Origin of the sequence: Nostoc sp. JL31 (assembly GCF_017114965.1) — a bacterium.
Classification (GTDB): Bacteria; Cyanobacteriota; Cyanobacteriia; order Cyanobacteriales; family Nostocaceae; genus Nostoc; species Nostoc punctiforme_A.
In genome coordinates this window covers 1-22,316 of record NZ_JABXKO010000106.1, presented here as the reverse complement: position 1 = coordinate 22,316, position 22,316 = coordinate 1, and the positions used below count along the sequence as shown (strand labels likewise).

The following is a 22,316-nucleotide window of genomic DNA, read 5'->3' as shown; positions in this document are numbered from 1 at the left end:
AGAGATTCCTATGAGTCAAACCATTGATGAACGGATACGCTGGACAAGTGCGGATTTAGAGTTATTGCCAGATAACGGTAATCGCTACGAAATTATCGATGGGGAATTATTTGTGACTAGGGCACCGCATTGGGGACATCAAAAGCTACTGGTAATATTTATGCAGAATTAAGAAGTTGGTCACTCTCAACAGGTCTTGGTGAGGCTGTCCCAACACCAGGAATTATTTTTAGTGATGCAGATAATGTTATTCCCGATGTGGTTTGGGTAAGTAAAGAACGCCTCGCCATTTTACTTGATCGAGAAGGACATTTAACGGGAGCGCCAGAATTGGTTGTAGAAGTACTTTTCCCTGGAGTCCAAAACGAGCGACGCGATGCCTACGGCGGGCTACGCCTACGCGAAGTTAAGCTAAAATTATATGCTTCTAGAGGAGTTCAAGAATATTGGATTTTAAACTGGCAATTACAACAGGTTGAAGTGTATCGCCGAGAAAAAGCAGTTCTGAAATTAGTAGCAACATTATTCGCAACAGATGACCTCTCTTCACCTCTGTTACCAAATTTTGTTTGCACTGTAGCGCGGTTGTTTGTGTAAATAGGCAGAACTTCAAAAACTTGAAGCTGGAAACATAAAACATCAGACTGGAGTATAGTTCAATACAGTTAAGTTAATTGTATTGACTTATAGTCTCAAGACTTGCCTCCCCTAGTTCTCCCCGATTGTTACCTAATCTAAAAATACCAACCCAAAAGTTAAAATCAAAACTTTTGACGGTATCAAACTTTTTAATATTTTATGAATAAAGAGATAAAGTTATTTCGTATATTTCGTTCATATTCGGTGATATTGGCAGCATAATTGCCTTCACGGGCATAATTCTTTAAAGAATATGACAACGTACATGCAATAAGTATCTGAGGAAGTAATACCTATGCTTGAAACCCATCTTATCCACACCGAAGCTGATTATCGTGCTGCACTTAATGAAATTGAAAGATTGTTTGATGCAGAACTCAATACGCCAGAGTTTGACCGCTTGGAAGTTTTAACTACGCTTGTGAAAGCATACGAGCAAAGGTATTACCCAACCGAAGCACGAGATCCTATTGAAGTAATTTTATATTATCTTGAATCCCGTGAGTTATCTTTTGATGACATAGAGCCAATGAAACAAGCGATGTTTAACTAAAAACTTCTGGAACTTGAGCTTCGGAACACGAAAGTTGAGCTTCGGAACTCGGAACTTGAGCTTCGGAACTCGGAATTTGAACTTCGAAACTCGGAATTTGAGCTTTAGAACACAAAACTTGAGCTTCAGAACACGAAACTTGAGCTTCGGAACTCGGAACTTGAGCTTCGGAACTCGGAACTTGAGCTTTAGAACACGAAACTTGAGCTTCGGAACTCGGAACTTGAGGTTTAAAAATGAACTCCACCCGTTCTGAGTTGAAAAGGTGGAGTTCAAAAGTTGAAGAGTTGATAAATTCTCCTCACAAATGACAAATGACAACTGACAACTAACTAAATACGCGACTTGACAAATTTCTCCAATCTATCCATTCCCTTTTCAATCGTCGCCATATCTGTGGCGTAGGAAAGGCGAATGTTGTCATCAGCGCCAAAAGCAATTCCGGGAATGACTGCAACTTGATGTTCTCCCAGCAAAGCGTCACAAAATTCTAGGGATTTTAGACCGGTTTTGCTGATATCAGGGAACAGATAAAAAGCGCCATCTGGTTTTGCGGTACTCAATCCGGGAATGGCGTTGAGTCTGTCTAGCATTACCTGGCGGCGTTTGGCGAAGGCTTGGCGCATTTCTTCGACACAATCTTGAGAACTTTGTAGCGCTGCGATCGCACCATATTGGGCAAAGGTACACACGTTAGATGTACTATGCCCTTGGATGGTACTGGCTGCTTTAATGATTTCCACAGGCCCCGCTAAATAACCAAGTCTCCACCCAGTCATAGAATAAGCTTTCGCAAACCCATTACTAATCAAAGTCCGGTCAAAAATTTCCTTCCCTAGAGAACCGATGCTGATATGTTCTGCACCGTCGTAGAGAATCTTTTCGTAAATCTCATCTGAGACGACAAAGATATCTGCATCAACTACTACCTGCGCCAGTGCTTTTATTTCATCTGGCGTGTAAACCATCCCTGTGGGATTAGATGGGGAGTTGAGGATAAATAACTTCGTCTTCGGCGTGATTGCTTTACGGAGTTGTTCGGGAGTAATTTTATAACCCGTCGTTGCATCTGTGGTAACAATTACCGAGACTCCACCGACCAAAGTCACCATTTCAGGATAACTTAGCCAGTAGGGTGCAGGGATAATTACCTCATCACCTGGATCGATTAGCGCCACGATTAAGTTGTACAGAGAATGCTTACCGCCATTGGTGACAACGACGTTCTCCGACTTGTAATCAAGACCGTTATCAATTTTAAGCTTGTGGGCGATCGCTTCCCTTAACTTTGGTTCTCCGGCTGCTGCACCATACTTGGTTTTGCCTTCATCCAAAGCTTTAACTGCTGCGGCTTTAATATGCGCCGGAGTATCAAAATCTGGTTCTCCAGCGCTAAAACTACAAACATCTATTCCCTCCGCCTTCAGTGCCTTAGCCTTGGCTGCGATCGCTAAGGTTAATGAAGGTGTTACCTGACTTACTCTTGCTGCCAGCTTCATTCTTACTATTTTTGGCAAATCTTTCACTTATCTAAGGATATCCCAGAATCTCTACCAAGATTTGCTTTTTCTGAATTCGTTGAGGATTGAGGAGATGAGGGAGCAGGGGAGCAGGGGAGAATAAGAAATAACTAATGACAAAGGACTAATGACCAATGACCAATGACAAATGACAAATGACTCCGCAAAGCAGTTTGATTATTGACTCCTAAGAATGTATCGTCTATAACTTTAGTTTTAGTGGAAACTAACTGTTTTTATGCAGATTAAGAAACTTTTAATTGCATCTTCTCTGCTAATTACTGGTCTTTTTATACCTAATGCTGCCATTGCTCAAAATCGCGGTACTCCGGGTAAATTTGATTTTTATGTACTGACACTCTCTTGGTCGCCGGATTATTGTGCAAAAAATGGTACTCGTGACCCGCAGCAGTGTGGTTCTGGAAGAAAACTCGGTTTTGTACTACATGGTTTGTGGCCGCAGTACCAAACTGCTTATCCTGCTAATTGTTCCACGCAAAAATTACCGTCGGAAGTAAAGCGACGCTTTCCCAATTTGTTTCCTAGCCCTAAACTTTACGATCATGAATGGGAAAAACATGGTACTTGTTCGGGGAAAACTCCTGCGGAATACTTGGGATTGAGTAAAAAATTAAAAGATGCGATCGCTGTTCCCGCAGCTTACAATCGCCCTAATAAACCTGTACGTACCACAATTACAAATTTTAAAAATTCATTCGTGAGTGCGAATAATCAAATTACTGCTGATGGTGTAGCACCTTTTTGTTCTGGTTCAGGAAGATTTTTGCAAGAAGTCTTCTTTTGTTATTCCAAAAATGGCGAACCTGGTATTTGTAGCGCTGAGATTTTGAAGCGATCGCAAAAAAGTTGTGGTCAGCCAGATTTCTTATTGAGAAACGTTAGATAAAAAGGGGCATGGGGCATTGGGCATGGGGCATGGGGGAAAGAATTGTTATAACTCCTAACTCCTAACTCCCCAGTCCCCCGTCCCCACTCCCTAAGCGATCGTCACATCTGGCGACAAATAAACGTCTTGAATGGTATGAAACAGTTTTACACCTTCCTCAAAAGGACGTTGGAAGGTTTTTCGCCCAGAAATTAATCCTGAACCACCAGCGCGTTTGTTGATTACGGCGGTGCGTATTGCTTCGGCGAAATCATTTTTACCAGTCGCGCCACCAGAATTAATCAGCCCCACGCGCCCAGAGTAGCAATTTAGTACTTGGTAACGAGTTAAATCAATTGGGTGATCGGTTGTCAATTCTGTATAAACGCGCTCATCGGTTTTGCCGTAACTCTTACCACTGGCTTTGGCAACTGCACCGTAACCATTGTTATTTTCGGGTAACTTTTGTTTAATAATGTCGGCTTCAATAGTTACACCCAAATGATTCGCCTGTCCGGTGAGGTCGGCTGCAAGGTGGTAATCTTTATCTTGTTTAAAGGCGTTATTCCGCAGATAACACCAGAGAATAGTCGCCAAACCGAGTTCGTGGGCGCGTTTAAAAGCTTTGCTGATTTCTTGGATTTGTCTGGTAGACTGCTCTGAACCAAAGTAAATTGTCGCACCTACCGCCGCGGCCCCTAAATTCCAAGCTTGTTCGACATCCGCAAACAATACCTGGTCAAATTGATTGGGGAAAGTCAGCAATTCGTTGTGATTGATTTTGGCAATAAAGGGAATTTTGTGGGCATATTTCCGTGATACGATGCCTAATGTTCCTAAAGTGGTAGCAACAGCATTGCAACCTGCGGCGATCGCTAGCTTGAGAATATTTTCTGGGTCAAAGTAAATCGGATTGGGCGCAAAAGACGCACCTGCTGAGTGTTCAATCCCTTGGTCTACTGGTAAAATCGAGAGATAACCTGTGTTTGCCAGACGACCAGTAGAATAAAGTAGGTGGAGATTACGCAATACTTGAGGATTGCGATCGCTGTTGAGCCAGATTCGATCTACAAAGTCCGGCCCCGGTAAATGTATTAAATCACGAGAAACTTTTGCTTTGTGGGTAAGCAGGTCTTCTGCCTCTTTACCTAGCAATGACTCAATAGAATTAGCCTCTTTGAGCGTTGTAGTCATAGTATTATCCTCAAAGTTTGAGCAAATGACCTTGCCTTTAAGATAGCATTTCTAATATTGCTAACTTGGTTGTACGGTCATTAATTATGTGTATTCTTTTTGAATATATAGCAATCTTCTTTTATAAATGAAAACCAAAAGGCTGAGATTTCCCACTTATTTCAATAAGTCGGGAATCTTGTTATGAATGATTAAGTAAGGCTATACTACCGGAAGTATTCAATCAACTTTCGGAATTGATATTTTCAACTTCAGTTACCAACATCAAACAGTACAATCATACTATCTTGGGATCGTAACTGAAAATTGAAAACCCATCTTTCCTCGATTTGGTTAATAATTTTGAACAGAATAAATACAATTCTATGAGTAAGTTTCAAATCGATATCGACTTCAGCAATATAGATTTAGCTTCCCTTGAGACAGAAGAAGATTTTCAACGAGAGGCAAAAATGTTACTCCCAAAGGCACTGGTCAAACTAGGTGAAAGTGTAGGTGAAAAGACTTGGGAAGAATTACAGGAAAAGCTGCAAGGAAATGGAGGTAAACTCAAATCTTCTCCCAGCGAGAAACGTAGGTTTATTCAAGAAACCGGAAGAACTTATCAACGAAATGCTAGTAACAGAGAAAAACAAGAACTAGAAGAATATATAGTAGAGCTATTACGCCAGCACAAGTAGTATTTGTCATAATTTAACTTATCAGACATGATTCAAACAAACCAGCGACGAATCAACTCCACCTGGAAGCAATAGCCGTCGTCAACTTCCTCAATTAATTCACGTTGCAACAGCAAGTTGAAAGTAATCTCAGCATGAGGAAAGTGTTGCAATAGAGTTTGGCAGCTAACTATAGCCCCTTCCCCTTGAGCGGCGATAAAACGTAGAATAGCTTGTCCAGCCGCGTCTACTTGGTTGTTTTGAATGTCAGCGAAGAAAAAGCCCCCACTTTGCAAAGCTTCTGCTATCGCGGCTTCCACATCCGCTAAAGTTGCCAATCGCCGCATAGAGGGGTCTTGTTCATTCTTAAGGACAATAATTTCTGCACAGAGTAGTTGTATACTCGTGGTTTTTTTAACGAACCGCAAAGGACGCAGAGGACGCAAAGAAAGAGGAGAAATATATTTATAAATAAAGTGAAGTAAAGCGGTACGTTAGCCAAAGGCTAACGTACCGTACCAAAACACTAAAGGAGTTAGGAATAAATAACTCCTAACTCTTGTACAGACGCGATTAATCGCGTCTCTAATTTTTACAACGCACAAGTCAACTCGCCGGCTTTTTGACTGAAGCGGTGATTCTCCCGATAATCTACGGGACAATCTATCACGGCGGGTACATCTTGAGCGAGGGCTTCTTTGAGTGTGGGAATCAAATCTAAAGCTGATTCAACTCGGTAGCCTTTTAAACCCATGCTTTCGGCGAATTTGACAAAATCAGGATTGCTAAAATGCACAAAAGATGAGTTTCCTTTGCCAAATTGATTTTCTTGTTTCCACTCAATTAACCCATAACCGCCATCATTGAAAATTATCGTGACAAAGGGCGTTCCGACACGTAAGGCTGTTTCTAATTCTTGAGAATTCATCATAAAGCCGCCATCGCCTGTGACAGCAACGACTTTGCGGTTGGGATGAACCAGTTTTGCTGCTAAAGCGCCAGGAATGGCAATACCCATAGCTGCGAAGCCGTTGGAAATTATGCAAGTATTAGGGCTATGGCAATGATAATGACGAGCCATCCACATTTTATGTGCGCCAACATCAGAGATGACAATATCATCTGGGCCCATCACTTGGCGTAAGTCATATATTAACTTTTGCGGCTTAATAGGAAATCCGTCATCATGGGCATACTGTTCGTAATCAGCCCGAATCTCTGACCTTAAGCTAATAGCAAAAGGATCGGGTTTACCTTGGCGGTCTGCTAATTTTAATATTTCATAGAGGGAATCTGAAATATCTCCCACAACTTCGGCATTAGGAATATAACTACTATCAATTTCCGCCGGACTTACCCCAATATGCACAATAGGAATTTCACCATTACGATTCCATTTCTTCGGGGAAAACTCAATCAAATCATAGCCGATCGCAATTACTAAATCTGTGTTATCAAAGGCACAGGTAATGAAGTCTCTTTGCTGTAATCCTACTGACCACAAAGCTAATTGATGTGTGTAGGGAATCACGCCTTTACCCATGAAGGTATTGGCAACAGGTATATTCAGCAAGGTGGCAAATTGCGTTACGGCATCACTTGCATGAGCGCGAATTGCTCCATTTCCGACTAAGATTAATGGGTTCACAGCTTGGCAAATTGCGGCGGCGGCTGCCCGAATGCTAGCAAAAGATGCATAGGTTTTTTCGCTATTATCCTTACGCAAAGGTTTGCCTTCGACGGGCATGGCAGCAATATTTTCTGGCAAATCGATGTGAACTGCACCAGGTTTTTCGGATTGCGATCGCTTAAATGCTTTACGCACTACTTCGGGTGTAATACTCGGTCGCACAATCTGCTTATTCCACTTGGTAACAGGTGCAAACATTGCCACCAAATCTAAATATTGGTGGGATTCAATGTGCATTCTATCTGTTCCCACTTGACCTGTAATCGCCACTAAGGGCGCACCATCAAGGTTAGCATCTGCTACCCCAGTCATCAAATTAGTTGCCCCAGGACCAAGAGTAGAAAGACATACTCCGGCTTTTCCGGTTAAGCGTCCGTAGACATCGGCCATGAATGCTGCACCCTGTTCATGACGAGTCGTAATAAATTTAATCGAAGAATGTTTTAACGCTTCCAAAACGTGCAGGTTTTCTTCACCAGGGAGTCCAAAAATATATTGCACTCCTTCATTTTCTAGACACTGCACCAATAATTCTGCTGTATTCATTTTATTTCCCGACAACTCTATTAACGAATAAGACTTTTGTTCTTTGTCATTAGTCCTTTGTCATTTGACCAATGACCAATGACTAATGACTAATGACTAATCATTTAACCCACACGGTTTTAACATTGACGAACTCATGTATACCTTGGATACTCAATTCTCTGCCATATCCAGAACGCTTGATGCCACCAAAGGGCAACCGAGGATCGGATTTGACCATACTGTTGATAAATACGGCACCTGCTTCGATTTCCTCAACCAAGCGATCGCTCTCTTGGTCGTTGGTTGTCCAAGCACTTGCACCTAAGCCAAAGGGTGAGTCATTAGCGAGTTTGATGGCAGCATCGATATCTGGAACCCGGAATAACAAGGCTACCGGGCCAAAGAATTCTTCTTTTGCGATTGGTGTGTCGGTGGGGATATCTATGATAATCGTTGGCGGATAAAAGTTTCCCGGACGATCTGATAAAGGATGTCCACCGATGATGACTTTACCACCGCTGCTAATCGCACCTTGCACTTGTTGGTCTAAATCCTGGAGAATCCCAGGTGTTGCCAGTGGCCCTAAATCGGTATCTGGTTGCATGGGATCGCCTACTTTCAGCGCCTCGAATTTTTCTAAAAGCAATTTTTCAAATTTGTCTGCGATCGCATCTGCGACAATAAAACGTTTCGCTGCAATACATGATTGCCCGTTATTTAACATCCGCGCTGTAGTAGCTGTGACAACTGCTGCCTCTAAGTCAGCACTTTCTAACACAATAAACGGGTCACTTCCTCCTAATTCCAAAACTGTTTTTTTAATTTGTTTACCGGCGGCGACGGCGAGAGATGCGCCTGCTGGTTCGCTTCCTGTCAAGGTGGCAGCTTTTACGCGGTCATCAGCCATTAAATCGGCAACTTTGGCTGCGCCTATTAATAGAGTTTGAAACGCACCTTCAGGAAAACCTGCCCGTCGGATAATATCTTCAATTGCCAAGGCGCACTGCGGCACGTTGGAAGCGTGTTTGAGTAAGCCGACATTTCCCGCCATCAGGGCTGGTGCGGCAAAACGAAAAACTTGCCAGAAGGGGAAATTCCACGGCATCACCGCAAGAATTGCACCCATTGGTTGATAACGTACAAAACTCTGGTTGGCATCAGTTTTTACACTGACATCAGCTAAGAAACCAGGGGCGTGTTCGGCGTAGTAGCGACAGACGGCGGCGCATTTTTCGACTTCTGCGATCGCAGCTTTAAATGGCTTACCCATTTCTAGAGTCATCAACTTCGCAAATTCTGCTTTGTCTTGCTCTAAAATATCAGCAGTTTTTTGCAGCCACTGCGATCGTTCAGAGAAACTAGTCTGACGATAGTGTTCAAAAGTCTGATTAGCTAAATCGAGTTTAGCGACAATCTCTTCATCATTGAACGCCTCAAAGGTTTTGAGCGTCTCCCCAGTGGCGGGATTAATGGTGGCGATCGCCATTACCTGACCTCCCGTTAAAAAATAGCTTCGGTAGGCTTCCTAGTGTTACACAGATCAATTCTGGAAGCTACCACCCAAATTCTAGTCTTTTAACCCAGAATTAGTTGCTTCATATTACGATTTTGCAATTATTTTTGAAATAAAATATACCAATCAGTAAGTAATTAATATTGGTTAATTAAATACAAATAAAGTTGCTATAATTTGCACAATTGAGGAATCAAGCTATGACTCAAGTCTTACGCAAAGTAGTTACATTCGATGAATTTGTTGCTAAATATCCAGATAACACAGGGAAACGTTACGAACTATATGATGGAGTAATAATTGAGATATTCGCACCTACAGGCGACCATAAAGAGGTGATTGGATTTTTAGCCACAAAAATTACTTTAGAATATAGTCGCTTAAATCTTCGTTATTTCATCCCTAAAACAGTATTCATTAAACCAGTTGAAAACGAGTCTGCTTATTCCCCAGATATTTTGATACTAAATCAGCCTAATTTACTTAATGAACCTCTGTGGAAAAAAGAATCAACTGTTACTCAAGCAGCATCAATTCCTTTAGTAATTGAGGTGGTAAGTACAAACTGGCGTGATGATTATCTGAAAAAATACGCTGATTATGAAGAAATGGGCATTCCTGAATACTGGATTGTAGATTATGCTGCATTGGGCGGTAGAGAATTTATTGGCAAGCCCAAACAACCTACTATTTTGGTTTGCTGTTTAGAAGAAGGTGAGTATTGCATTAGTAAGTTTCGAGGAGATGACCGTATCCAGTCGCCAACATTTCCAGAGTTTAATGTGACCGCAGAGCAAATTTTTTGCGCTGGCACGGTCAGCTAAATTTAGCATCAGGCTATTCAACCTTTCGTAAGAGAGAGGCTGTCACAGCGATGCATAGCAGATTTATCCTAACCAGGATAGTTAGATATTTTTTATTTGGAAGCCCCTAACATAATTCATAGTTAGTGATTTTTTCCTATTGCCCATTATGCCCAATACCTAAAGATTAATGATTGGAGCAATAATTGTTGGTACTGGCTGCAATTTTGTCTGATAAACCTTAACTAATCGCTCAATACCTTTGAAACGATAATCTCCCATTTCTTGGAAGTCAGAGGGTTCTGAAAGCATTTTATGGGTGGCTTCACTAATCACGCATTCACTAGGGGGACAAACTGCTTCCATTCGAGCAGCAAGATTAATTGTTGCGCCTAATGCCGTATAATCTACCCTTTGGGAACTACCGACATCTCCCACCACAGCCTTACCGCTATTAATCGCAATACGTAATTGCAGAGGTTCGTGCCAAAAACCATTGGCATTCAGATGTTCGAGACGAGTGAGCATTCCCTTGGCAGCAGTAACAGCGCGATCGGCATGATCTGCTTGCGGTTCAGGAGCGCCAAAAAATGCCATAATACAATCACCAATATATTTATCTAAAGTGCCGCCGCAACCAAACACTTCTTTTAGCATTTCTTCAAATAAATTATTTAATAGTTGAGCGATCGCAGTTGGTGTTAACCTTTCAGAAATTGCCGTAAAGCCAACTAAATCAGCAAACAAAATGCTGATTTCGCTTTCGGCGGGAGCTAAACGACCACCCGGTAATCCGCCTACAGATATCAACTGCTGTACAACTGCTGGAGAATGATAACGTTCTAGTCGGTGACGAATCATCTCTTCAGTTTTGAGTTTCTCTACCAGTAGCCAACGCTGCACACTAGAAGCTACAAGGTTTGCTAAAGCTGAAAAAAAGCTCAATTCTTCTTCACCTTCATTTGCCCAATGGTAAGAAGAAAAATTGGCATCGGCATACAGTACGCCCACAACTTTATTTTCATCCCATAAAGGCACTGCCATCGCGCTACGAATGCCTTTGACTAAAATACTCTGTTCGCTAGCAAAGCGTTCATCCTGATGAGTATCACCGGTTTGAATGACGACTTTTTCCTCAAATACCTTTTGACAAATACTACGACTAATCCAACTACCATCAGAGGGGAGATGTTTCTGTTGGGAAAGGTTTCGAGTGGCAGCATTCATTAATTCCAACTGTCCGCAACCATTGACATCAATTAATAATGCCAAGCGATCGATACTATCAAGATAACGAAAAACTACTTGCTGTACCTGAGAAAAAATCTCTTCTATAGATGCGGCTGCACAAAGATTTTTCGCTATGTCCACTAAGTCTTTGAGACGGGCAATGGTTTTGTCCTTATTGCTGATGTTGCCATCCTTACTATCAGCTGCAATCCATTGCTGTTGTAATTGTTCGACATTGTGAAGGATTGTTCTTTGCTCATTAATGTCCGAAATTCCGGGATACTCAGGTGTCGGTTGAGAAACAGGGGTTGTGAGCAGCACTACCAAGCTGACATTGCCCAGCCAAACGATATCGCCGTGATGTAACTCTTGAGGATAGTTAACAAGATATTTATTGACTTGCGTCCCGTTTTTGCTGCCCAGATCCTCAATAGTCCACACACCGTCAGCCGTTTTTACCAGGCGAGCATGGTTGCGGGATATTCCACCAAAAGGTAAGTACAAGTTACATTCAGGCAAACGACCAATTGTAAATATATCTTGGTCAACTGCGATCGTTGTCTCGGTATCTCCCTCTTGTAGGCGTAGCGTCAGTTCAGTCATGAGTGTGATAGATCCATCGAAGCTAGGGGTCAAGCAAGTCTAAGGTAAGTTATACCCTACAGGTTAACCTTCACCTTTTCTTTATGACACTGTTAACTGCATTCCGACAACTGTATGTGACAGATATTACATTGAATGAGGCAATTTTGCTAGAGTTTCAGTTCATATCGTGTCCGGCTAAAGACTTACCATTTAGACCGCAGTTCTTGCTGGGGGAAAGAGGCTTTTCCGATTTTTGCACAGATTTGCTAATCATAAGTGATTAGCCGGACTTGATATCAGAGGGGGTTGAGAGGATTAAAAGTCTCTGGCACAACTCCAAGAGACTTGTGTGTACACCGAAAATTTGTACGCGAGAGGAATGAAAGTGAGGTTTTCCAGAACCCGTGCAAAATCAATCTATTGAACAGCTAACGAATATTAGCGATCGCTTTTAGCAGAACGGCGCGATCCAGATGAACGAGCGCCAGGTTTCTCGCCATTGGTGGCAGGTGGCGCTGCTTTACGTTTAGCCGATGTCTGTGGTAACGGTTTAGGAGTACGAGCCGCACGCTTCTCACTTCCGGGCTTGGCTCTATGTTGCCGTACATTTGCAATTGGTTCGGGGTTGATATCGGGGTTGGGCGCAAAACCAGCAACCACTTCCTTCGGCAAGCGTTGCTCAATCAGTTTTTCGATATCTTTCAATAGATGCTGTTCATCGATGCACACTAACGATACAGCTTCACCTGATGCGCCAGCGCGACCGGTGCGACCAATACGATGAACATAATCTTCTGGTACATTGGGCAAATCAAAGTTAACTACATGGGGCAGTTCGCTGATGTCAAGACCCCTAGCAGCAATGTCTGTCGCCACCAATACTTGTAAGGTGCCATTTTTGAACTTGGCCAGAGCGTTAGTACGCACTGGCTGGCTCTTATTACCGTGGATTGCCAATGCTTGAATGCGGTCTTCGCCCAACTGCTTCACTAAACGGTCAGCACCATACTTGGTGCGAGTGAATACTAGTACTTGATACCAATTATCTCGTCGAATCAGATGAGCAAGTAATTGGCGTTTTTTGTCACGGTCTACTTGGTAAACTTTCTGGGCGATCGTGTCGGCGGTAACGTTGCGGCGCGCCACTTCAATCATCGTCGGATTATTGAGTAGTCCGGCAGCCAGTGCCTTAATTTTGTCTGAGAAAGTAGCGAAAAATAGCAAATTCTGTCGCTGTTTGGGCAGGAGTGAGAGAATGCGGCGGATATCATTAATAAAACCCATGTCCAGCATCCGATCGGCTTCATCCAGCACCAAAACCTCAATCTGCGATAAATTCAGCGTACCCTGATGTACGTGGTCTAGCAGTCGCCCTGGAGTAGCGACCAAAATATCCACTCGACTCCTCAAACGCTGTTTTTGCAGATTAATACTGACTCCGCCAAACATCACCATCGAGTTAAGATTTAAGTACTTGCCGTACTCGCGCACGCTTTCTTCCACTTGTGCAGCTAGTTCGCGAGTCGGGGTGAGAATCAACGCCCGGATTGGTGGGTATCCATTAGGCGTACCTTTGCTCTTGTTAGACGACAACCGATGCAAAAGCGGTAATGTAAAACTAGCGGTTTTTCCAGTGCCAGTTTGTGCCCCAGCTAATAAATCTTTACCCGACAAGACAGCAGGAATGGACTGCATCTGGATTGGCGTGGGTTCCGTGTACCCTCGTTCGGTAACAGCACGGATAATTTCATTGGACAAGCCGAGATCGGAAAAAGACATAAGACTCCAAAAATAACATCGGCCTGTCGCCAATCATGGCGTCAGTCTTAGGCGGACGGATAAAAATCATTGAAAAGCTGGATGGGCAGTAGCGCAAAGACTGAGAGCGAGTGCCGCAGTCCCTCATTCTATCAGATTGTCGTCTATTGTGTGGTTAAAGTTGCTCTGATTCAGTGTTGTGTTAAATTAGCATTACCTGCTTGTAAAGCAAAGTATTGAACAAATGGGAGAAATTCATTATCGCAATCCAAAAGCAACTGATTAATTCACAAATCAAGTCACCTAGCGTCTTCTTAATTGACCATGAGAATAATAATCGTGGTCTGATCGACACCAATGAGGCGTTACAGCTAGCTGAAAGCTTAGAGCTCGACTTAGTTGTAGTCTCCCAGGGTAAAGACGCTCCAATCGCCAAGATTCTCAACTATGGCAAGCTACAATATCAAAAGAAAAAACGTCAGAGCCAGAGTGCTAGACCCACGGTAAAAGAAGTTCGATTCGGTCTAAACGTGGGTATGGCTGATTACAATTTACGCATCGAACAAGCAGGTCAGTGGTTGAGTAAAGGCGATTCTGTCAAGTTTGCCATTCGTTTACGAGGCCGAGAACATCAATATCGTGACAAAGCGGGAGAACTGCTAGACCGAATTGCAAACGATCTCAGTCAAGTAGGTAAAATCCAGTCGCTGGATAAACGCGCCTTAGTTGTTCAAGTAATTCCTGCCTAGTTATCTAGCGATCGCTGGAGGCTTTATTTGTAACAGCTTGTAAAGAACGAAAAAGCGCGGAGGCAACACTGTAGCTTCTATGGAAAAAACATTGACATTCTCCCCATTTAAGACAGCAAGGGGATTTTTCGTTGTGCATTCAGTCACGCTTGCACAGAGCTATAGTGGAGATGAGGATGGAACCTTAAACCAGTGGGGAATGTCATAACCCCAAGTACTGGGACATCGAAACATCCCAGATCCTGTCTACGAATATTGATAAAGTCAAAACCATTTCTGTGGAACTCAAAGCCGCACTGACATTTATAAGTGCGGTTTTTGGTTTTAGGTCGTGTACTGCAATATGAATTAATAGCTTTTAAGTTAAAAGCAAGAGAGTTTTACGTATAACAGAGGTACTGGGGGATTGAAAATTATCTTCATTTTATCGCCAGTGAGAAAACCGTTCCACAATATCTTTTACTGTCTTATAACTTAGATGAAACTGCTGGGCAATCTGGCGGCTAGAATACCCCTCCTCGATCATCGTTAAGACTTGAAAAGCATACTTATCTAATTGCTTTAAATCATCCATCTAATTTCTAGACCTTTTGTATAGGGTTGGATAAAAATTCGTATTAATTAGAGGCTGTTTGAAAAATAATTGGCTGTGATTTTAATAAAATTGAGTCGAAAATAGAAATCCCAGACTTGTCGGAAATTCTTATTTCTACGGGTTACAGCCAGGAGAGACCTCTTGACTTGCGGTTTGTTCAAAGCCAGGCGTTAAAAACTCGTGGTGGCTCTTGCGGCGGACTTTCATAATATTGTACGAAATCGTACTGACTGGGAGCGGTCAAGTTTTTTAATCTTTAAACAATACTCAAATATATAGGAATCCGGTTTGATTCCTGAATTTACTTGCGTGGGCAGGGAACAGGGAATAGGGAATAGGGAACAGGAAAGAAGGCATAGATCCGTACTGAGTCTTGTTCAAAAATAAAATAGGAGTCCTATAGACAATCCCGAATGTCTAAGAAAGAAACTTGGGAGCAAATTCATGGATGGCAATATCCCTTAGCTTCTCGTTATTGGGTTAGCCAGTAATGAACAATTGGTGGGATAAAGCCCATTAGGAATTGGTTAACAGTCTCTTTCTATTTAGGAATTGAAACTTAGTTAGATGTCACCTGGATTGATAATGAATCTAGATATGTTTCCCCAGCAGTTACAGTCACTGCAAGGGCGTTTAGCTAACTTGTACCAAGATGCGAACACCGCAGTACAGCCAGAGGCCAATTTGCTGCTAGCAGCCTTGAAGGAACTTGATACTGCTTCAAAAATACTAGAGATAGCTACACAGAAGCTATTCGAGCAAACTCAAAAATTGGTAAATGTACAAGCACGGCTTAGAGAGGAATACAAGCGCTACCAAGACCTGTTCGAGTTCATACCAAATGCCTATTTGGTAAGCGACATACAAGGAAAAATTCAGTCAGCTAATCGTGCTAGTGCCACACTGTTCAATCTTCAACAACGATTTTTGGTAAACAAACCATTGGTCTGTTTCATTGCAGTAGAAGAACGTCAGACGTTTCGTTGCCAACTAAACCAGATGCACAGGTCTGAGTGTGACTATATGCAAGAGTGGATATTACGCATACAGCCCCGTGACTGTGAGCCTTTTGAGGCTGCTATAACTGTAGCTCCTATCCGCGACGTTAAAGGCAATTTAACAGGCTTACGCTGGATGGTGCGCGACATTCATCACGTCTAGCAGTAGCCTCTATTATCGCTAGAAAGGTGAGAAAGACTTTATTCGTTATCTCTATACTTTAAACTTTAGCAGGCGATCGTATTCCTGTTTGATTACCCTATAACACTCACAGGAAGCCTCTTCTAGCCTCTGCCGATCAATAATTTGGATTTTCTTTCGACCGCATTTGATCAGACCTTTCTTTTCGAGGAGGTGGGCGGTTTCGGTGATGCCAGAACGGCGCACGCCTAGCATGTGCGAGAGGAACTCATGGGACAGGAACAGTTCATCTGCGTAGAGACGGTCACTGGACTCAACCAACCAACGGGCCATACGTTTTTCTAGAGTATGAATGCGGTTGCAGGCAACATTCTGCGAGATTTGCGCGATATAAGCCTGGGTGTATTTAAGCATCACGTCCCGCAGTTGCTTATTAGTGTCGAACTCGTCAAGCAGCAGATGTGCCTTCATTTTCACCGCGTTGCCGGGAACCTGAACAATGTACTCGGTCTGCGTCGTCTCTCGACCGCCCATGAAAGCGTTGATCCCTACCATCTCGCGGCTTCCAACCACTCCGGCTTCAACTGTGCTGCCGTCCATCATTGTGATCGTGACTGAGATTAAACAGGTGAGAGGGAAGTAGACTTCTTCGATGGTTTCGCCGGGTCGGTTGAGTATCTCACCGTATGAAAGCTCGACCTGCTCCATTTTTGTTTTCTATCTGCTTGTACACCTCGCGGGGCAGGGCGGTGAGCAGAAGGTTTTCAGTAGCCATATTTTTGTTAAAACTTGTTTATTGACTATTTTTAATATTGTTAAGGTATGCCAATCCGAAGTCCTATAAGCATAACTACGGGAGGTTAGCCAATTTTGAAGAGATATTAGCCAGCAGTTTTTAATAATTTGCTGATACCTTTTTAAGGTTTTTACGCCAAGTAAACTTTTGGAATCCGTATTAATTAAACGTATCCTTTGCTTATTGTATCCCACCTCCGGATTTCTCATAAGCGAGAAATCCGGGTCAAATTTCCCAGCGTTAAGTTATATGATGTCTGCTTGATTACTTATTAAACCCGCAGAACCTCAAAGAGCCAAAGCTGCGCTTTAACTCCTCCTAATTGTAAAAAACCTACACCTGTCAGGGGGTTGGGGTAGGGTTCTTTTATTATAGGTAATTTGGCGGATACGATCTCAATCAAGTTGATATTTGACCTTCCGACCGAATAAGCGCCGGGATATAACCAATCAATCGGCGCATTTTGCGATCAGGTGTGTCAAGGCATCAATCAAGCGATCGCTTTCCATTGGTATAATATCCTGTCCATGCATCACATTTTGAGTAATATGAAAATGCACTAATGCTCCTAAGAGAATTCTCGCTGTCGCCTCAGGATCGGGTATCTTTAATTCTGGAGCCGCCAAGTATTGGGTGAGAGTTTCCGCTACTGGCTTAATCATCGTCCGCACACAAATTTGAGCTAACTCAGGAAAACGCCCAGATTCCCCGATTAGTACTCGCATAAATGCACTATGTTCTTTGTCGTTAAGCATCTGCTCTAATGCTTTGGTTGCTACTTGGTGCAGGATGGCGGCTGGTTCTCCCTCAATAGGTTCTGTACCAAAAATGGAGCTGTTTTTTTTGCTTGTCAGTTGCTCTAACAGTACTTTAAAAAGTCCTTCCTTATCTTGAAAGTGGCTGTAGACTGTCGCTTTAGAAACACCAGATGCTACTGCTACCCGATCCATGCTCGTACCAGCATAGCCATTTTGGAGAAACTCTTGCATTGCACCTTGCAGAATTTGCTCTACTTTATCAACGGAATTATCTCGATCAACTTCGTCAGTTTTGATGCGTACCATTTATTAATTATCCTTTCTTATCAACAATATTAATAGATGCTGCGAAATGCCCCAGTACAAAATGGCGAAAATAAATATACCCTTTGATAAAGCCCCAAAGCCTCTATTATCAGCTTTCCTCTCCTCTACTTTTTTGTAGTAGACAATCAATCCCAATAGAGAATAGCATTCCACACCATAAGGGATTTCCAGTTAAAAAATATCCGGTCTAGAGACGCAATACCTTGTGCCCATACAAATCTAGAGATGATTTGGGATAATTTGTTTTTTGCAAGTCCCTAATGCCAAGCAAATTGATTGACAAGCTTAGTTGTGTCCTATTGACTAAACTAGTCCGTTTAGTTTAGCATAAATTGAACTGGACAGTTTAGTACAGGTTGCTACTGGTGGTAAGGGGGGAATAGCATGAGGGAAAACAGGAATTCAGAGAGTTTGAGGTCTTCTCAGAATCTTTTGCGATCGCCACTTCTACTTGCAATAATTGCATCTCTAGCAATAGGCGCAACCAGTGTTTATACAGTGATGAAGATTCAAGCTGCAACTAATGAAAAGCAAAAAGCACCAGTAGCAGTCCAGCCAGTGGTAAAAACAGTAACAGCATTAGGGCGGTTGGAACCAAAGGGAGAAATAATAAAACTGTCAGCGCCTTCTTCTAATGAAGGAAATCGAGTAGAGCAACTATTAGTCAAAGAAAGCGATCGCGTTAAAGCTGGGCAGGTAGTTGCGATTATGGACAACCGCGATCGGCTACAAGCTAGTTTGATTGAAGCACAAAAACAAGTTCAAGTTGCCAAATCTCGCCTTAACCAGGTAAAAGCTGGAGCCAAACAGGGAGAAATTGGAGCGCGTCAAGCTACCGTCAATCGTCTGCAAGTAGAACTAGAAGGAAATATTAAAACTCAGCAAGCCACAATTAATCGTATAGAAGCAGAACTGCAAGGACAACAACGGAGCTTGCAAGCAACAGTGGCCCGCGTAGCAGCCGAGAGACGTAATGCTCAAGCTGACGTGCAGCGCTACGAGACTTTATACAAAGCAGGAGCAATTTCTAGCCAAGAAGTTGATAGCAGACGCTTAAACGCCGAAACTTCCACTCAAACGTTAATTGAAAGCCAAGCCACCCAGACAAGAACTGTCGCAACCCTACAACAGCAGCTTAACGAAGCAAAAGCCAACCAGAATCAAACCCTCGCCAGCTTGCAACAGCAGATTAACGAAGCAAAAGCTAACCTGAATCAAACTGCTGAAGTCCGTCCCACAGATATAGCAAATTCACAAGCAGAGGTAGACAGCGCTCAAGCTACCGTGGAGAAAATTAGAGCAGAACTGGCACAGGCATACGTTGTGGCTCCAAAAGCTGGTCGAATTTTGGAGATTAATACACGAGCCGGAGAAACTGTTGGCAACGAAGGAATTGTGGCTCTAGGTCAAACCGACCAGATGTATGCAGTAGTTGAAGTCTACCAAAGTGATATCAAGAAAGTGCGTCCGGGACAAAAGGTGCTGGTAAGCAGTGATTCTTTACGCAATGAATTAGAGGGAAGAGTGGATTGGATTGGTATGCAGGTAAAGCGGCAAAATCTGATTAACGCCGATCCCTCTAGCAATATTGATGCCAGAGTAGTGGAAGTCCATGTGCAACTGAATAAACTATCTAGCCAAAATGCTTCTAGCTTAACTAATTTGCAAGTCAAGGCGGTAATTGAACTGTGATTGGATTTATTCAGCAACTGCGGCGGCGAACGCCTTTAGGATGGCTGCAACTGAGTCATGAAAAAGGCCGTCTTTTGGTGGCATTGTCAGGCATTGCCTTTGCCGATGTTCTGATGTTCATGCAGCTAGGGTTTCAGACTGCCCTGTTTGAAAGTAACACAATCCTGCATCGCAGTATGCAGGCTGATATGTTTGTCATCAGCCCCCAAGCACGTAACCTAGCAAATATGTCTAGCTTTACGCGGCGACGGCTGTATCAAGCAATGGATATACCAGGTGTAAAGTCAGCAGAAGGAATGTATATCAACATTATTGATTGGAAAAATCCCCAAACACATCAGAAGACGACAATATTAGTTATGGGGTTCAATCCCGATCGGCAAGTGTTTAACTTAGCGGATGTGAATCGCCAAATAGATGCTGTTAAGCTACCAGATACCGTTTTGTTCGATCGCGCCTCTAGAGGAGATTATAATGATGCGATCGCTAAAATTGACCAAGGTAAAACTGTCACAACCGAAATAGAACGCCGGACAATTACTATTAGTGGCTTATTTTCAGTCGGGGCTTCCTTCATCGCCGATGGTACTTTAATCACCAACGACCAGAACTTTCTGCGACTATTTCCTAGACGAGAAGCCAGTGGTGTCAGTCTCGGTTTGGTACAACTACAACCAGGCTACGACCCAAAGCAAATGAAAACAACTTTAGAAGCTTATTTAGATGATGATGTTAAAGTTTTAACAAGAGCAGAATTTATCGAATTTGAAATAAATTACTGGAAAACAAATACGGCTATCGGCTTTATTTTCAGCCTGGGTGTAGCAATGGGATTTATGGTGGGCGTGATTATCGTCTATCAAGTTCTTTCTACAGATGTAAATTCTCATATCAAAGAATACGCCACTTTCAAAGCAATGGGGTATAACAATCTTTATTTATTAGGTGTGGTGTTTGAAGAGGCGATTATTTTGGCAGTTTTAGGGTTTATTCCCGGAGCGATCGCACCTTTAGGGCTTTATCATTTAACTCGTAATGCCACCAATTTACCACTTTATATGACCGTAGCACGAGCTTTGACGGTATTAACTCTGACTATGATTATGTGTGTAATTTCTGGTGCGATCGCCACCCGTAAATTACAATCCGCTGACCCCGCAGATATGTTTTAAATTTGTCATTTGTCATTTGCAAATGACGAGCATCACGAGTAATCAAGCTATTTATGAGTAGTCAACCTGTAATCTCTGTTAAAAATCTCGACCATTATTTTGGTCATGGTCAACTCCGCAAACAAGTTCTCTTTGATATCAACCTGGATATTAACGCCGGCGAAATTATTATTATGACAGGGCCTTCTGGTTCTGGTAAGACTACACTTCTCACCTTAGCAGGCGGCTTGCGTTCTGCTCAATCCGGCAGTTTGCAGATATTGGAACAAGAACTGTGTGGCGCTAGCAAAGCACAACTTACCCAGGTGCGACGCAGTAACGGTTATATTTTCCAAGCACATAACTTGCATGGTAGTTTAACGGCACTCCAAAACGTCAGAATGGGCTTGGAAGTGCATAATAATATTTCGCCAGCAGAAATGAAAACTCGGTCAGCCCAAATATTAGAGGAGGTAGGATTAGGAGAACGCTTGAATTATTATCCTGATGATTTATCTGGGGGACAAAAACAAAGAGTTGCGATCGCTCGTGCGTTGGTTGGTCGTCCTAAAATAGTCTTAGCAGATGAACCCACCGCCGCCCTTGACAGTAAATCGGGACGAGATGTGGTTAACCTCATGCAAAAACTAGCTAAGGAACAAGATTGTACCATTCTTTTGGTTACTCATGACAACCGCATTTTAGATATTGCCGATCGCATCGTCTATATGGAAGATGGCAAATTAGTAAATGACCGTGCTGTTGTTGCAGCATCTTAAGCAGATTCTTTTTGAGCAGTTCTCACAAATAAAATTTGTGAACTAAAGAGATTTTGGAACTGCGAATCAGACTTTTTAGACATTAGGTTTTTGCTACTCTTTCTAAGGATTGTACTCAAATTCGCTCGTTGAACGCACCCCTATTTAATCTCCTGCGGGGGTTTGTCCGACCTCGTAGGTGTAACCAACATCCCAAAAACTGATATTGTAGTAAGTACAATTAGCTAAGTACTGATTCCTAAACTGGTTAAGTTTACGGCTATTTTAGGCATCATGAACATCTTCTTAGGGATTATAAACAAATTCACTTTTTAGATAAAGCCCTACCCAATCTCCACCTAAAACTTTACCGATTATGTATATATTTTCCTGAGTCCAAAAGCTGAATCTATACATCATTACCTCTGGAAAACAATAAGCTAAAAATTTATTTACTTGCTGATATTTTAAGTATTTGGTTTCTGAGCCACTATTCTCATCTTGAAAGTATTGTTTATCAGGGTAAAATTTATGGAATTTACTTATTTCCAACATTCCCGAAGCCTGTAAACCCATTTCAATAGCCCGCTCTTTAGTCTCAGCAGCATAGACAATTTGGTGTTCATAGCTATAGTAATAACCACCACCAAAATCGCCTTCTAAATGAATTGTTCCTAATTCTGAAGTAATTGCTTTAATTTCTGAAACTAAAGTTAATGTATTCTCACTCAATGGTTTAAGTAGGTGGGTGGGAAAATTTATAAGTATGTAACAAAAATTTAACCTGAAGAA

The 22,316-nt window shown here is 42.5% G+C and carries 21 protein-coding genes and 1 pseudogene; 10 read left to right on the top strand and 12 right to left on the bottom strand.

The window, feature by feature from the left end; all coding sequences use genetic code 11:
• Positions 1-10 precede the first annotated feature (10 nt).
• A pseudogene (locus HWQ43_RS25990) lies at positions 11-597 on the top strand (Uma2 family endonuclease).
• Between the two features lie 337 nt (positions 598-934).
• On the top strand, positions 935-1,192 hold the full coding sequence (locus tag HWQ43_RS25985; protein WP_292739014.1) for a transcriptional regulator: 258 nt from the start codon (positions 935-937) through the stop codon (positions 1,190-1,192).
• Here HWQ43_RS25985 and HWQ43_RS25980 read toward each other — a convergent pair.
• Positions 1,185-1,439 carry a hypothetical protein gene (locus tag HWQ43_RS25980; RefSeq protein ID WP_292739012.1) on the bottom strand — a complete coding sequence of 85 codons (255 nt, stop codon included), beginning with the start codon at positions 1,437-1,439 and terminating at the stop codon, positions 1,185-1,187. The genes HWQ43_RS25985 and HWQ43_RS25980 overlap by 8 nt on opposite strands.
• An 85-nt stretch (positions 1,440-1,524) precedes the next feature.
• Positions 1,525-2,691 carry a pyridoxal phosphate-dependent aminotransferase gene (locus tag HWQ43_RS25975; protein WP_292739010.1) on the bottom strand — a complete coding sequence of 389 codons (1,167 nt, stop codon included), beginning with the start codon at positions 2,689-2,691 and terminating at the stop codon, positions 1,525-1,527.
• 259 nt (positions 2,692-2,950) lie between these two features.
• On the opposite strand from HWQ43_RS25975, the gene HWQ43_RS25970 reads away from it, so the two are divergent.
• A complete protein-coding gene (locus tag HWQ43_RS25970; RefSeq protein WP_292739009.1) occupies positions 2,951-3,619 on the top strand; it encodes a ribonuclease in 669 nt (222 codons plus the stop codon).
• A 90-nt stretch (positions 3,620-3,709) separates the two neighbouring features.
• Here the strand turns inward: HWQ43_RS25970 and HWQ43_RS25965 are convergent, their stop codons facing one another.
• Positions 3,710-4,792 (bottom strand): class I fructose-bisphosphate aldolase, encoded by a 1,083-nt coding sequence (locus HWQ43_RS25965; protein WP_292739007.1) that lies wholly within the window; start codon positions 4,790-4,792, stop codon positions 3,710-3,712.
• 365 nt (positions 4,793-5,157) lie between these two features.
• Between HWQ43_RS25965 and HWQ43_RS25960 the strand changes: the two genes are divergently transcribed.
• Positions 5,158-5,472 (top strand): hypothetical protein, encoded by a 315-nt coding sequence (locus HWQ43_RS25960; protein ID WP_292739005.1) that lies wholly within the window; start codon positions 5,158-5,160, stop codon positions 5,470-5,472.
• A 32-nt stretch (positions 5,473-5,504) separates the two neighbouring features.
• On the opposite strand, the gene HWQ43_RS25955 is transcribed toward HWQ43_RS25960, so the two are convergent.
• From HWQ43_RS25955 to HWQ43_RS25945, 3 genes are all read right to left on the bottom strand, one after another.
• On the bottom strand, positions 5,505-5,798 hold the full coding sequence (locus HWQ43_RS25955) for a hypothetical protein (protein ID WP_292739003.1): 294 nt from the start codon (positions 5,796-5,798) through the stop codon (positions 5,505-5,507).
• 245 nt (positions 5,799-6,043) lie between these two features.
• Positions 6,044-7,687, bottom strand: coding sequence for an acetolactate synthase large subunit (locus HWQ43_RS25950; RefSeq protein WP_292739001.1), 1,644 nt, complete (start codon positions 7,685-7,687; stop codon positions 6,044-6,046).
• A gap of 100 nt (positions 7,688-7,787) precedes the next feature.
• A complete protein-coding gene (locus HWQ43_RS25945; protein WP_292738999.1) occupies positions 7,788-9,155 on the bottom strand; it encodes an NAD-dependent succinate-semialdehyde dehydrogenase in 1,368 nt (455 codons plus the stop codon).
• 227 nt (positions 9,156-9,382) lie between these two features.
• Between HWQ43_RS25945 and HWQ43_RS25940 the strand changes: the two genes are divergently transcribed.
• Entirely contained in the window at positions 9,383-10,006 is a 624-nt protein-coding gene (locus tag HWQ43_RS25940; RefSeq protein ID WP_292738997.1) for a Uma2 family endonuclease, read from the top strand.
• 159 nt (positions 10,007-10,165) lie between these two features.
• On the opposite strand, the gene HWQ43_RS25935 is transcribed toward HWQ43_RS25940, so the two are convergent.
• Both HWQ43_RS25935 and HWQ43_RS25930 read right to left on the bottom strand, forming a co-directional pair.
• Positions 10,166-11,818 carry an adenylate/guanylate cyclase domain-containing protein gene (locus HWQ43_RS25935; protein WP_292738995.1) on the bottom strand — a complete coding sequence of 551 codons (1,653 nt, stop codon included), beginning with the start codon at positions 11,816-11,818 and terminating at the stop codon, positions 10,166-10,168.
• 420 nt (positions 11,819-12,238) lie between these two features.
• Positions 12,239-13,579 carry a DEAD/DEAH box helicase gene (locus tag HWQ43_RS25930; protein ID WP_292738993.1) on the bottom strand — a complete coding sequence of 447 codons (1,341 nt, stop codon included), beginning with the start codon at positions 13,577-13,579 and terminating at the stop codon, positions 12,239-12,241.
• A gap of 215 nt (positions 13,580-13,794) precedes the next feature.
• Here HWQ43_RS25930 and infC point away from each other — a divergent pair, with 215 nt between their 5' ends.
• Positions 13,795-14,307: a translation initiation factor IF-3 gene (gene infC, locus HWQ43_RS25925; RefSeq protein WP_094352543.1), complete on the top strand. Its 513-nt coding sequence runs from the start codon at positions 13,795-13,797 to the stop codon at positions 14,305-14,307.
• 424 nt (positions 14,308-14,731) lie between these two features.
• On the opposite strand, the gene HWQ43_RS33895 is transcribed toward infC, so the two are convergent.
• Positions 14,732-14,881, bottom strand: coding sequence for a LuxR C-terminal-related transcriptional regulator (locus HWQ43_RS33895; RefSeq protein ID WP_292809776.1), 150 nt, complete (start codon positions 14,879-14,881; stop codon positions 14,732-14,734).
• A gap of 588 nt (positions 14,882-15,469) precedes the next feature.
• On the opposite strand from HWQ43_RS33895, the gene HWQ43_RS25920 reads away from it, so the two are divergent.
• The gene (locus tag HWQ43_RS25920) at positions 15,470-16,063 is read left to right on the top strand and encodes a PAS domain-containing protein (RefSeq protein WP_292738991.1); all 594 of its coding nucleotides are present in this window, start codon (positions 15,470-15,472) and stop codon (positions 16,061-16,063) included.
• A gap of 51 nt (positions 16,064-16,114) precedes the next feature.
• Here the strand turns inward: HWQ43_RS25920 and HWQ43_RS25915 are convergent, their stop codons facing one another.
• Positions 16,115-16,375: a helix-turn-helix domain-containing protein gene (locus HWQ43_RS25915; protein ID WP_292739295.1), complete on the bottom strand. Its 261-nt coding sequence runs from the start codon at positions 16,373-16,375 to the stop codon at positions 16,115-16,117.
• Positions 16,376-17,287: 912 nt separating this feature from the next.
• A complete protein-coding gene (locus HWQ43_RS25910; RefSeq protein ID WP_292738989.1) occupies positions 17,288-17,902 on the bottom strand; it encodes a TetR/AcrR family transcriptional regulator in 615 nt (204 codons plus the stop codon).
• Positions 17,903-18,307: 405 nt separating this feature from the next.
• On the opposite strand from HWQ43_RS25910, the gene HWQ43_RS25905 reads away from it, so the two are divergent.
• From HWQ43_RS25905 to HWQ43_RS25895, 3 genes are read left to right on the top strand one after another with little or no spacing between them, the layout of a single operon-like run.
• Positions 18,308-19,615 carry an HlyD family efflux transporter periplasmic adaptor subunit gene (locus HWQ43_RS25905; RefSeq protein WP_292738987.1) on the top strand — a complete coding sequence of 436 codons (1,308 nt, stop codon included), beginning with the start codon at positions 18,308-18,310 and terminating at the stop codon, positions 19,613-19,615.
• Positions 19,612-20,787, top strand: a complete 1,176-nt coding sequence (gene devC / locus HWQ43_RS25900) for an ABC transporter permease DevC (RefSeq protein ID WP_292738985.1) — start codon at positions 19,612-19,614, stop codon at positions 20,785-20,787. The genes HWQ43_RS25905 and devC overlap by 4 nt, the downstream gene beginning before the upstream one ends.
• Before the next feature lie 53 nt (positions 20,788-20,840).
• A complete protein-coding gene (locus tag HWQ43_RS25895; protein ID WP_292738983.1) occupies positions 20,841-21,545 on the top strand; it encodes a DevA family ABC transporter ATP-binding protein in 705 nt (234 codons plus the stop codon).
• 285 nt (positions 21,546-21,830) lie between these two features.
• On the opposite strand, the gene HWQ43_RS25890 is transcribed toward HWQ43_RS25895, so the two are convergent.
• Positions 21,831-22,316, bottom strand: a 486-nt coding sequence (locus HWQ43_RS25890; RefSeq protein ID WP_292738981.1) for a nuclease A inhibitor family protein, incomplete at its 5' end; no start/stop codon positions are given.